Here is an 11,680-nt window from a genome sequence, read left to right as displayed (position 1 = left end):
GCGGAGAGCCGTCATAGGGCGGCCGTGGCCTGCTCCAGCCAGGCGAGCGCCGGATCGCCCGCGAGCAGCGGCGACAGTTCCGCGCGCACCCGCGCGTGATAGGCATTGAGCCAGTCGATTTCGCCCGGCTCCAGCAGCTCCCTTTGCACCAGCCGCGTATCGATCGGGCACAGCGTCAGCGTCTCGAAGCCGAGCATCGGGCTGTCGCCGCCCTCGATCCCCCGCGCTTCATGCACGGTGACGAGGTTTTCGATGCGGATGCCAAAGCCGCCGTCGCGATAGTAGCCGGGCTCGTTGGACAGGATCATGCCGGGCTTGAGCACCTGCGCGCCGCGCCGCGAGATCGATTGCGGGCCTTCGTGCACCGAGAGATAGCTGCCGACCCCGTGGCCGGTGCCATGGGCGAAATCGGCGCCGGCCTGCCACAGTGCGATGCGCGCGAAGGCGTCGATCTCGAGCCCGCGTGTGCCCTCGGGAAAACGCAGCCGGCTGATCGCGATCATGCCCTTGAGCACCAGCGTGAAGAAGCGCTTCTGCTCCTCCGGTACCGCGCCGACCGCGACCGTGCGGGTGATGTCGGTGGTGCCGGCCACATATTGCCCGCCGGAATCGATCAGCAGCATCTCGCCGGCCTCTACCCGCCGGTTGGTGGCGGTGTTGACCCGGTAATGCATGATCGCGGCATTGGGCCCGGCGCCGGAAATCGTGTCGAAGGACAGCGCCTTGAGCGGCATCTGCAGGCTCTCGCCCGTTGCCACGCGGAATTTCTCCAGCGCCTGCGCCGCCGAAATCTCGTCGACCGTGCCGGGCTCCTGCTCATCGAGCCAGGCGAGAAAACGCACCATCGCCGCGCCGTCCTGGACATGCACTTTGGCACTGGCCGCGATTTCCGCGCGGTTCTTGCAGGCGCGCGGCAGCCGGGCCGGGTCGGGCGCCTCGATCACCTCGCCGCCGGCCGCCTTGACCTGCAGGGCGATCGCATGCGGCGCGACCGCCGGGTCGACCATCAGTTTTGCACCGGCACGGCCGAGTTCCGCAAGCGCATCGTCGAACTGCGACGGCGGTTCGAGATCGGCGAGTTGCGTCAGATAGGCTTCCGCCTCAATGCCGGTCTTGCGCTTGTCGATGAACAGGCGCGGGCGGCCGTCGGCGGGAATGATGGCGCGCGAAAGCGGATGCGGCGTCGAGGGCAGGTCCTGGCCGCGGATGTTGAAGCTCCAGGCGACCGAGGACGGGTCGGCCAGGATCACCGCGTCGGCCCCGGCCTCGGCGGCGGTGCGGGCGATCATCTCAAGCTTCTCGTCGGCCTGGACGCCGGCGAAGTCGAGCGGCTGGATGCTGACCGTGCCGAGCGGTTGAGCGGGGCGGTCGTCCCAGATCGCATCCACCGGGTTCGACGCAAGCAGCACCAGTTCGCCGCCGATCTTGTCGAGCGCCGCCGCAAGCCGCTCGACCTCGCTGCCCGGCCAGGTCCAGGGATCGATGCCGAGCTTCAGCCCGGCGGGTGCGGCGGTGGAGAGATAGGACGCAAGCGGGGTGGCGATCAGGTCCTGGTAACCGAACACCTGCGGATCGGTCTGCACCCGCACCTGCGCCGCGTAGCGGCCGTCGACGAAGATCTGCGCTGTGTCCGCGAGCACCAGCACGAGGCCCGCAGAGCCGGTGAAACCCGTGAGCCAGGCCAGCCGCTCCGCGCAAGCCGGCACATATTCGCCCAGATACTCGTCCGAGCGCGGCACGGCGATGGCATCGACGCCGAGGGAGGCAAATGTCGCGCGCAGCCGCGCGAGGCGCCCTGCCGCCTGGTCGGGAGAGGAGAGGACTTCGAAATTCTGGAACATGAACTGATCTTTCTGGCGGCTGTCGGGCATTTGCGGTTGGTCGGGCCACGGTGCGGGCCGTGGCAAGCTTACAGACTTGCGCGGCAAAGGAAAATCGCGCGCTGCAGGCGAGGGCGTCTTATTGTTCGCCGCCGCGCGCGGCGTCCCGCGCCCGGTTTTGCCCGCGCAAGGCGCACCACGCACAAGGCCGCGGAGGTCTATGCACAAATTCACGGCATGGCCCGTTCATGCATGCAGCTTGTGCATAGCTGCACTGCAACATAAGCGCTGTCTTTCGCCGCCGGAATCCCTATCTTGAAGATGCAGGAGGACAGAGCAATCACTTACCCAAAGGGGATACACATGTCCGGTAACATCTTTCAGACCGCCTTCGACCGCCTCGTCAGTGCCCGTGAACGTCAGGTCCGCCGCTATGTCAACGGCGCCCTTCTGAGCATGGACGACGCCCAGCTCAAGGCACTCGGCCGCACCCGCGAAGAGCTCAAGCGCGAAGGCGCACAGGCCTACTTCTTCTAAGCCGGGTCGTCGCAACCCGCATCTTGCCGGGCCGCCCCACAAGGCCCGGACTGATCGCTACGGCTCCCTCGCGGGGGCCGTTTTGCGTTTCGGGGCGACATGCCGGTTGCTGGTGCCGGTCGCTGGGGCCGGTCGCCGGAGCTGGGCGACGGACGGCGCCGGGCCGACCCGGGTGTCCACTGCTGCTGCCGGCATCATTTCAGATGTATCGTCACCCAGCCGTTGCGCCAGAGCGTGCTTACATGGCGCAGGCCCTGGCCGGAATAGGCCGCAAGCACCTGGCGGCGCTGTTCGGCGAGGATGCCCGACAATATCACCGAGCCGCCGGGGGCGAGATTGCGCCGGATATCGGGCGCCATGCGCATCAGCGGCCGGGCCAGGATATTGGCGATGATCAGCTTGAACGGCCCCTTGCGGGCGAAGGCGGTGGAGTGAAACCCCGGCGCGGTCACGCAGGCGATGCGGGCGGTGGCGCGGTTGCTCTTGACGTTCTCGCGGGCGACGCGGATCGCCACCGGATCGATGTCGGTGGCAAGCACCCGCACCGGACCGAGCTTTGCCACCGCGATTGCGAGCACGCCGGACCCGGTGCCGAGATCGAGCACGGGATCCATGGCGCGCGGCCCGCCGGGATAGGCGCGCATGACCCTGTCGATCATTTCGAGACATCCCGCCGTGGTGCCGTGGTGGCCGGTGCCGAAGGCCTGGCCGGCTTCGAGCTCGATGGCGAGGTCGTTCGTGCGCACCGCGGCGCGGTCATGGGCGCCGTGGACCAGGAAGCGCCCGGCGCGCACCGGCTTCAGGCCTTCGAGTGACTTGGCGATCCAGTCGGTGTCGCCGAAGGTTTCGATCTCGATCGGAGTGCCGGCGAAATCTTCGCCCAGGCATGCGGCGATGCGCTGCTTGAGCGCCGGGTCCGGCTCGCCGCTGGCATAGACGGAGGCTTCCCAGATCTTGTTGGCCTCGTCGGTCTCCATGGTGGCGATCGGCAGACCGTCTTCCTCGAACAGCACCGAGAGCAGGTCGAGGGCGCGGCTGGCGCCGGCTTCGTCGGTGACAATGTAAAACCGGTGATCGCTCACGATTGCGTCTTTCCTTCGTCAGTTTCGTCCCCCTTGGGCAGGGGTGTTGGGTCCTTGGCGGTCTTGGCCGCGGGCGTCGCCTCGGCCTTGCGCGCGGTCTTGCTTGCCGCCTCGGCCCGGGCCTCGTCCTTGGGCATGGCAAAACTCAGCACCCGGTCGTTCGGCCCCGGCGTGTTGGCGGTGGTGGCGGCAAACACGATCGCACCGGAGGGCTTGATCCACAACAGGATCAGCGCGCCTTCGGGGCGCGAGGATTCGTAGGCGTCCCAGCCATATTCCTCTGTGAGCCGTGTGAGCTGGAAGGTCCATCCCTGCAAGAGTTTTTCGCGCAGGTCGTGAAAGCTCACGGGCTCCTTGGTCAGCGCGCGCCCGCCGAGCGTGAAGCTCAGCGACTGACGCGCCTTCTCGTCGATGCGGCCGATCTGGAACACGTTGCCGCGTCCGAGTTCCGGACCGAAATCGGTGCAGACCAGCGCGTTGTAGGCGTCGTTGTCGCCGGTGGCGATCAGCGAGGAGAAATGCTTGGGGTCGATCACGTGGTGCGCGTTTTCGGACAGCACCTCGCCGAAATAGACCGGGATGCTCGCAAGCCGCGCCTCGGCGAGATGGTTCCAGTTCTGGTCGGCCAGCATCACCGGCACTTCGGCTTCGGTGAGCTTCTTGGCAAGCGCGGTCGACCAGCGCGAGCCGCCGACGATCAGGATGCCGGGGCGGGTCGCCTTCTTGAGCTTGAGCAGGCGCGCGAGCGGCGACAGCGTGAAGCCGTGGAGCACGATGGTGGTGACCACGACGGCGAAGCTGAAGGCCACCATCCGGCCCGCGTCCGCAACCCCGATATCGGCCAGAAGCGTGCCGAACAGGCCGGAGACGGCGACAGCCACGACGCCGCGCGGCGCGATCCAGGAGGTCAGGATCCGTTCCTGCAGGGTGGCGCCCGAGCCGATGGTGGCGAGCATGATCGCTATCGGCCGGATGATCAGCAGCAGCGTCGCCACGAATGCCGCCGCGCGCCAGTCGAGCGAGCGGATGTCCTCGAGGCTCAGCGATGCCGTGAGGATGATGAAGATGCCGGAGACCAGCAGCGTGGTGACGGTTTCCTTGAAGCGGCGCATGTCGGTCAGCGAGGCGATGCGGCTGTTGGCAAGCACCACGCCCATCACGGTGACCGTGAGCAGCCCCGCCTCCTCAAGCACCATGTTGGTGGCCGCATAGGCCGCCACCACGGTCGCCAGCAGCACCGGCGCCTTGAGATATTCGGGCACGTGGCCGCGCACGAAGGACCAGACGAGCAGCCGTCCCACCGCCCAGCCGCCGCCCACCGCCACCACTGCGCCCATGACGATCAGCACGAACAGGTTGTCGGCCTCGTGCAGGCCGATATAGACCATGATGACTTCGAAGGCGACAACCGCGAACAGCGCGCCGATCGGGTCGTTGACGATGGCTTCCCAGCGCAGCAGCGAGGCGGGGCGGGCATCGAGCTGGGCCTGGCGCAACAGCGGGATGATCACGGTCGGGCCGGTCACCACCAGGATCGCGCCGAGCACGGCCGCCGTCGGCCAGCTCAGCCCGCCGATATGATGCGCGGCAAAGGCCGCCATGCCCCAGGTCAGCGGTCCCGCATACATGATGATGCGACGCACGGCGGTGGAGGTGTCGCGGATTTCCGCGTAATTGAGCGTGAGCCCGCCCTCGAACAGGATGATGGCGACCGCGATCGAGACCATCGGCCGGTAGGCGGTGCCGAAATCGGCGGCGGGATCGAGAAAGCCGGTCGCCGGGCCTGCGGCGAAGCCGGCTGCAAGCAGAAGCACGATCGCCGGCAGGTGCAGCCGCCAGGCAAGCCATTGCGCGCCGATGCCGGCCGCCCCGATCACCGCAAGCTTGAGAACGATGTCGTCCATGCCAGTTCCCCTCGCGTCCGGTTCGCCGTGTCCCGGGCCTTGCTGCAGCCATGTGTTGGCGACAGCCCCCTGTCGCCGTCCGGTTGCCGGGCCGTCAAGGTCCGCAGCCGGCCGAAGGCCCGGGCGCCGGTGTCGCGCCTAAACTACTCCCGGACGGGATTGTTCCCAAGCCCGGTCACGACTTCAGCAGATTTTCGAGCTTCTTGACCGCGATTTCCGGATTTTCGCCATAGGCGATGGTGCCAATGAAGCGGCCTTTTGCGTCGAGCAGGAACACCGAGGCGGTGTGGTCCATGGTGTAATCGCCGTCCGTCCCTTCGATCGGCACCTTCTTGGCGTAGATGTTGAAGCCCCGGATCACGTCGCCAACCTTGTCGGGGGAGCCCGAAATGCCGGTGATGCGGTCGCTGACACCGGAAATATAGGAGCCCAGAAGCTCCGGCGTGTCCCGTTCCGGGTCGACGGTGACGAAATAGGCGCCGATCTTTCCGCCGTCCGGATCGACCTGCTGGAGCCAGCCATTGAGTTCGTAGAGCGTGGTCGGGCAGATCTCCGGGCAATGGGTGAAGCCGAAGAACAGCGCCGTCGGCCGCCCGCGGAACGCGGCTTCGGTGATCGGCGCGCCCGACTGGTCCACCAGTTCGAACGGCACGCCGAACGGCTCGCCCGCGATCCTGTTCTGGTTGACCTGCCATTCATAGGTGAGCCAGCCGAGCATCCCGGCCATGATCGCGATCAGGACCCACAGGGCAATGCGGAAGGTTTTCATCGACGTCTCCAGATGGGCGCGGGCGGCGGCCGGCTCAGAACCGCGCCACCGGGGCCTGAAAAATCATGGGCGGATCAGAGGCACCAGGCCAGACCGCTGGCGGCAAGCGCGTACAACAGCGCCGGCCCGTTGCTCTGCCAGGCGGCAAAGACGAGCCCGGTCAGCACTGCAGCGGCGACCAGCCCCAGGGCAAGCGGCGCCTGGTGTCGCAGGGAGGAGCGGCGGCGGGGTGCGTCGGGCAGTGTCATGGGTTCTATCTAACCCGCGGCGCGGGCTCTGCCAAGCCGTCGCGGGCGGGCTTGTTGGCTTTCCGCACAGCCCGTATGGCCGGCATTCGCCGCCCGCCTTTTCCGGCTGCGACCACAGGCATCTTTGATTTGTCACGGGAAAGCCCCATATCCTTGGCGTCGGATTCACGCGAGCCGCACCGGAGCCTCCGGATTTGCGCCGCCCTCAAGGAGACTGCAGATGTCATTTTCTACCCGCATGCTCACCGCGGCCTCGGCCGCGCTCGTGGCCACGTCGTGCCTGATGGCGCCGGCGCGGGCCGAACAGGTCGGCGAAGTCGGCGTCGACTGGCTCGGCAACGATATCCTGATCGACGCGGTCAGCGACCCGAAGGTCAAGGGCGTGACCTGCCATGTGGCCTATTTCGACCGCGGCGTGATCGACCGGCTGCAGAAGGGCAACTGGTTCGAGGATCCCTCCAATGCCTCCATCGCCTGCCGCCAGACCGGCCCGATCAGCATCGGCAAGATCGATCTCGACGAGGATGGCGACGTGGTCTTCAAGGAATCGCGCTCGCTGATCTGGAAGTCGCTGGTGGTGCACCGGATCTACGACAAGACCAACGACACGCTGATCTATCTGGTCAATTCGCAGCAGGTGCAGGACGGCTCGGCCAAGATGGCGATCTCCACCGTGCCGCTGTTCGGCCAGGATGTGACCTGGGAGAACGGCAAGCCGTAAGGCGGCGGGCGGCCCGGCTTCCGGCCGGGCCGCCTTCCACGGCTAGAACTTGACGCCGAGATTGGCCTTGAAGGCGTGATCGGACAGGCCGGAGCCGATCAGGCCGGAATAGCTCAGGCCGAGGCTCGCGCTGGCGCTCAGGTCGAAATTCATGCCGGTTTCGAGCAGCAACGCATCGCGCCCCACCGGAGCGCCGAACACCGTAAAGCCGGTGCCGCCGGCAAGGGCCAGGGTCTGGGCGGGCGTGATCGTGCCAAAGCCGTGCCGCCAGCCGATCATGCCGGTCAGGTGCGCGGTTCCGGCGCCGCCGATCGCGAGTTCGGTTTCCCCGCGAATGCCAAGGGTCGTGAAGGTCAGGCTGGCGGTGTCGTTTGTGCCGGCAAGCGCAGCCACCCCGCCGCTTTCCTGGAAGCTTTCGGTCGAATGGCTGACATGGGCGAGATTGGCGAAGCCTTCGAACCGGGCCTCGCCCAGCCTGAACTCATATCCGAGTTCGCCGAAAACCTGGCCCGTGGCGGCGGAATAGGAGGACGCAAGACTGTCGCTGAAGCCGGTGAAGGCAACGGTTCTGTTCACATCCACGCTGTGCCAGCTATAGGCGCCACCGACGCGGAGTGCGAAATTCTGCCACCGCGTTCCGCCATAGGCCGCCAGATGATAGCTGTCGACATCGCCAGATGAAGCGCGCGCTGCGGCGTCGAGGGAGGAGCGGCTGTAGCCGGCCAGAACGCCAAGTGCCCAGCCGTCGAAGGCCTCGCCGTCCGCGCCGATGAACAGGCCGCCGGTCGAGCGGTCGAGTTCGGCCGCGTTGCCGTCGCCTGCGGTGCTGCCATAGGCGCCAAAGCCCTGCGCCCAGACGCCGGCTGATCCTGTCGCTTCCCCGTCCGCTCCGGCCGTGCCGAGAACCGAACGTGTGCGGTCATTGGCGGCTTCGCGTACGAACCGGCTGGCTTCGATCAGCGCCGTCTTGGCCGAGGCGTGCATTTCGCCCGAAATCCCGTCGAAGGCGGCCTGGGCCTCGGCCTGGCTGCCGAGCATCACCACCGCATCGTAAAGCGCGTTGCCGCCGCCCAGGCTTTCGGCGCCGCCCGCCGCCGCCTTCTGGTTTGGCGTCAGCGCCGCGCTCTCGAACCCCGCCGTCTTTTGCAGCTTGGCGTAAACCGAGGTGGCGTCGTAGCTCAGGAATGGCGAAATGAAGAGGGAGCCGCCAAAACTGGCGCTGTCAAAGCTTCCGGCCACGCCGCCGGCTGCGGTGAGGATCGTATAGGACGTGTCCAGCGCATAATCCGGATAGGCGATCAGATTGACCGTGCCGCCGTTGAGGGTCACGGCGCCCGAGGCAGCGATCCGGTCGGAACTGCCGCCGCTCTCGACCTCGACCGCATAGACCGAGCCCGGGTCGAACACCGCCGTGGCGACATGGAGCGTGCCGATCGAGTTGCCCGGCGCGATGGTGCCGCCCGAGGCGATGGTGACGTCCTTGAGGTTTCCCGAGCCGCCAAGCGTGCCGCCCGTCACCGCGACCGTGCCGCCGAGCAGGCTGTCGACGATCAGGCTGCCGCCGGACACCGTGGTGGCGCCGAGGAAGCCGGAATTGTTTGCGGTCAGCCTGGTCACGCCGGCGATCTGGTTGATGGCGCCGGTGCCCGCGGCTTGAACGTCAAAGGCGAAGTTGGTTTCGGTGTGATTGAAGTTCAGCGTTCCGGCGCCGTCTCCGAAAATCACCTTGCCGAGATTGAGCACGCCTGCCGCTTTCGCGGCATCGCCGGCCGCGGCGCCGATATTGAGGGTCCCTTCTGAGCCCGCAATGTTGGCCAGATAGAGAAGCCCGGTGCCGCCGTTCAGCATCAGCTTGCCGCCATCGGCAAGGGTCGCCGCACCCTTGCCGTTGCTGCCGACGAGGAGCGTGAAGCCCGCGAGTTCCGCTCCCGGACCGGTGATTGCCACGGAGCCGGCGCCGGTGACAGTGTTGCCGATGGAGCCGGTGTCGAAGGTCACCGTGCCGCCCGCGGCAATCGAAAGGCTGCCGCTGCCCGAGTCCCCGACGACCACGGAATTGGTCGCGATCAGGGCGGAACCGGCGCCGGTCACGGTGGCGGTGCCGGAACTGTCTGCCGCTTGCGCGACGATCAGGTCGTCGCCGAAGCTTGCCGTGGCCCCGCCGGACAGCGTGAAGGTTCCGGTGCCGAGATCGCCCACGACCAGATCGCGGACGCCCGTCAGGGATGAGCCGCTGCCGTTGATCGTGACCTCGCCGGTGCCGGACGAAACCGCACCCAACAGCAGGTCCCGGGCGAGCGTGACCGCCCCGCCAGCCGTTACCGCCAGCGTGCCGGTGCCGGCCGCCCCAACCTGGATGTCTTGCGAGCCTTTCCAGAGAGAGCCGGCTCCGCTGACGCTCAACTCGCCGGTGCCGCCGGCCAATTCGCCGAGATACGAGGTAAAGGCGCCATTGCTTCCGGTATCGAGCACGCCGCCGCTCAAAATGGTGACCGTACCGGATCCGAAGCTGCCGACATGGAGTTCGTCTGCCGTGGTCCACGTCGAACCGCTGCCGCTGACCGTCGCGGTGCCTTTGCCGGTGGCGTTGACACCGAGATAGGTTGTCGTGCTCGTGACGGCGCCGCCGTCGAAAATGGAAAGCGTGGCGGTGCCGCCATAGCCGACGGATAGGGCATCCGCCGAGTTCCATCCGGACCCCGCACCGGTCACGGTCACGGTCCCGCTGCCTCCGGGCAAGGCGCCGATGACGCCGTTGGTGTCGGAGACCAGGCCCTTGTCGGAAATCGTCAGGTCGCCTGATCCGCCATGGCCGACAAAGAACTGGTCTGCGGACACCGTCGAGCCCGGTCCGCTGACTGTCGCCATGCCCACACCGGCGGCGAGGTGACCGATATAGCCGTTGTTGAGGAGAAGGACACTGCCACCGGACACCGTCAAGGTGCCGGTCCCGCCGCCGCCGACGCGCAACGTATCGGCAATGCTCCAAACCGAACTGCCGCTCAAATCCACCGTTCCGTTGCTGCCGGCGGTGTTGGCGATATAGCCCTGTTCGCTGGCGGCGATCCCGCCGTTGGTGAAGGTCAAGGCGCCGGTGGCGCTGTCGCCGACGATCAGTTCCTTGGTGTTTGCCAGGGCGCCGTCGATCACCGCGGCGTTCGGCGTCTGCGTGTCGATGATCGCAGCCACGCCCGCGTTCGGCACGCCGCCGTTCCAGTTGGGGGCCGCAAACCAGTCATTGTCGAGCGTGCCGAGCCAGTCGACGGCCCCGGCGGGTCCCGGCATGGCTGCGGCGACGGCCAGGACAGAGATCGAGAGGGCCAACCGGCCGGATCGCAATCCCGGCACCGCCGCCGTTGGCTTGTGCACACCCGCGGCCGGCTGCGCGGGAACACGATGGGCTTTGGCGGACACTGGAGATTTCGGCATGTCATCCTCGGATTTCGGCGTCCGGCAGGCATGGTTTGGCCATGTCCGGACGGGACTCTTCTTGCGTCTCCAGGTTTTAGGAAAGGTCGATTGGGCTGACCACATGCGAACGCATGTCATAAATCGCAACGACATAGCAAAAACGGAGAGGAACTTGCCCGCAGGTGCTGCATCCTTTAATTTTGACGATGTTGTTCGTGTAAATTACTTTTCATGCGCGCAGGCGGTGTGCTTTGATCGATTGGCTGCAGGAGCCGGCAACGTCGGTTTGGATGAGCAAGGACAGCGCTGTCACGGTGGAAGCCCCCGGCATGACCGTGACCGCGCGTCTCGGCCAGTTTTCCAATTCCAAGATGTTCTGGGTCGACGGCACCGTCGATGTCCGCAGGCCGGGCGTGATGGAACCACGCATGCCGACAGAGGCCTTGCAGCCGCTGATCTTCATTCCGCTCACCTACAAGGGGGAGGGGCGGATCATCATCTCCGACCTCGGGCCCGAACCCTATGATTCCAACCTTGCGCCGCGGGCGCTGCGGCTGGTGCCGGGTGCCCCGCTTTACGATTTCACGGGGCCGACGCTCAACCGCTCCTTCGTTCCCTTCGTGGCGGTCGAGACCCTGGCCGACTGGTTCGGCGGACGCCTGCCCAAGGCCTTGTCCCCCTTCACGGCCGACACGATCAGCCAAAGCCTGCAGGCTCCGATCAAGAACCGGAGCCTGATGCATATGCTGGTCATGCAGATCAACACCTATGAGGAGCCCTTGCGCTCGCTGGCATTCGAAAGCCTGACGATCCAGCTGATGACCATGTTGCGGCTCGGACGCGCGCTATGGCAGCCTGTCGTCGAGCGAGGTCCGCTCAGCCAAGGAGGCCTATGAGCAGCTTCTGACGGATCTGAGGACGCCGCCATCGACGAGCGACCTTGCCCGAACCGCCGGGATGAGCGAGCGTCGGCTCGACTATGTGTTCCAGGAGCTGTTCGGCGCCAGCATCTTCAAGACCCTGACCAATGCCCGGCTGGACCATGCCTACAAGGCGTTGCAGACCGGGCAGGTCTCGGTCAAGGAACTGTCGTTCCGCCTTGGCTACAAGCATGCCTCAAGCTTCAGCCGCGCCTTCTATCTGCGCTTCGGCGTCTACCCGTCACAGGTCGGTTCGCGCTGAGGGGGC

The 11,680-nt window shown here is 66.5% G+C and carries 10 protein-coding genes; 4 read left to right on the top strand and 6 right to left on the bottom strand.

Annotated elements, in window-relative coordinates; translation table 11 throughout:
- Positions 1–11 precede the first annotated feature (11 nt).
- Entirely contained in the window at positions 12–1,841 is a 1,830-nt protein-coding gene (locus AWJ14_RS05435; protein WP_066176272.1) for an aminopeptidase P family protein, read from the bottom strand.
- Positions 1,842–2,183: 342 nt separating this feature from the next.
- On the opposite strand from AWJ14_RS05435, the gene AWJ14_RS22345 reads away from it, so the two are divergent.
- Positions 2,184–2,357 (top strand): hypothetical protein, encoded by a 174-nt coding sequence (locus AWJ14_RS22345; protein ID WP_171904821.1) that lies wholly within the window; start codon positions 2,184–2,186, stop codon positions 2,355–2,357.
- A 194-nt stretch (positions 2,358–2,551) separates the two neighbouring features.
- On the opposite strand, the gene AWJ14_RS05430 is transcribed toward AWJ14_RS22345, so the two are convergent.
- The 4 genes from AWJ14_RS05430 to AWJ14_RS22340 form a co-directional block, all read right to left on the bottom strand.
- Entirely contained in the window at positions 2,552–3,439 is an 888-nt protein-coding gene (locus AWJ14_RS05430) for a 50S ribosomal protein L11 methyltransferase (protein WP_066176016.1), read from the bottom strand.
- A complete protein-coding gene (locus AWJ14_RS05425) occupies positions 3,436–5,343 on the bottom strand; it encodes a cation:proton antiporter (protein WP_066176013.1) in 1,908 nt (635 codons plus the stop codon). The genes AWJ14_RS05430 and AWJ14_RS05425 overlap by 4 nt, the downstream gene beginning before the upstream one ends.
- 175 nt (positions 5,344–5,518) lie before the next feature.
- A complete protein-coding gene (locus tag AWJ14_RS05420) occupies positions 5,519–6,112 on the bottom strand; it encodes an SCO family protein (protein ID WP_066176010.1) in 594 nt (197 codons plus the stop codon).
- Positions 6,113–6,186: 74 nt separating this feature from the next.
- A complete protein-coding gene (locus AWJ14_RS22340) occupies positions 6,187–6,360 on the bottom strand; it encodes a hypothetical protein (RefSeq protein ID WP_171904820.1) in 174 nt (57 codons plus the stop codon).
- Between the two features lie 238 nt (positions 6,361–6,598).
- On the opposite strand from AWJ14_RS22340, the gene AWJ14_RS05415 reads away from it, so the two are divergent.
- Positions 6,599–7,081, top strand: coding sequence for a CreA family protein (locus AWJ14_RS05415; RefSeq protein WP_066176008.1), 483 nt, complete (start codon positions 6,599–6,601; stop codon positions 7,079–7,081).
- 42 nt (positions 7,082–7,123) lie between these two features.
- Here the strand turns inward: AWJ14_RS05415 and AWJ14_RS05410 are convergent, their stop codons facing one another.
- On the bottom strand, positions 7,124–10,405 hold the full coding sequence (locus tag AWJ14_RS05410) for an autotransporter outer membrane beta-barrel domain-containing protein (protein WP_066176005.1): 3,282 nt from the start codon (positions 10,403–10,405) through the stop codon (positions 7,124–7,126).
- 377 nt (positions 10,406–10,782) lie between these two features.
- Between AWJ14_RS05410 and AWJ14_RS05405 the strand changes: the two genes are divergently transcribed.
- The gene (locus tag AWJ14_RS05405; RefSeq protein WP_066176003.1) at positions 10,783–11,388 is read left to right on the top strand and encodes a hypothetical protein; all 606 of its coding nucleotides are present in this window, start codon (positions 10,783–10,785) and stop codon (positions 11,386–11,388) included.
- A complete protein-coding gene (locus tag AWJ14_RS05400; RefSeq protein WP_342587243.1) occupies positions 11,348–11,674 on the top strand; it encodes a helix-turn-helix domain-containing protein in 327 nt (108 codons plus the stop codon). The genes AWJ14_RS05405 and AWJ14_RS05400 overlap by 41 nt, the downstream gene beginning before the upstream one ends.
- The last annotated feature ends 6 nt before the right edge of the window (positions 11,675–11,680 follow it).

The organism is Parahoeflea olei (assembly GCF_001703635.1).
In the GTDB taxonomy this organism is placed as follows: domain Bacteria; phylum Pseudomonadota; class Alphaproteobacteria; order Rhizobiales; family Rhizobiaceae; genus Hoeflea; species Hoeflea olei.
Note: the sequence above shows the minus strand (reverse complement) of the source record. Positions and strands in the feature narration are given on the sequence as shown.

Bases quoted from the DNA above. Each gene is read 5' to 3' on its own strand.
- AWJ14_RS05435 (WP_066176272.1), bottom strand. From the start codon at position 1,841: ATGTTCCAGAATTTCGAAGTCCTCTCCTCTCCCGACCAGGCGGCAGGG.
- AWJ14_RS05415 (WP_066176008.1), top strand. From the start codon at position 6,599: ATGCTCACCGCGGCCTCGGCCGCGCTCGTGGCCACGTCGTGCCTGATG.
- AWJ14_RS05405 (WP_066176003.1), top strand. From the start codon at position 10,783: ATGAGCAAGGACAGCGCTGTCACGGTGGAAGCCCCCGGCATGACCGTG.
- AWJ14_RS22345 (WP_171904821.1), top strand. From the start codon at position 2,184: ATGTCCGGTAACATCTTTCAGACCGCCTTCGACCGCCTCGTCAGTGCC.
- AWJ14_RS05420 (WP_066176010.1), bottom strand. From the start codon at position 6,112: ATGAAAACCTTCCGCATTGCCCTGTGGGTCCTGATCGCGATCATGGCC.
- AWJ14_RS22340 (WP_171904820.1), bottom strand. From the start codon at position 6,360: ATGACACTGCCCGACGCACCCCGCCGCCGCTCCTCCCTGCGACACCAG.
- AWJ14_RS05425 (WP_066176013.1), bottom strand. From the start codon at position 5,343: ATGGACGACATCGTTCTCAAGCTTGCGGTGATCGGGGCGGCCGGCATC.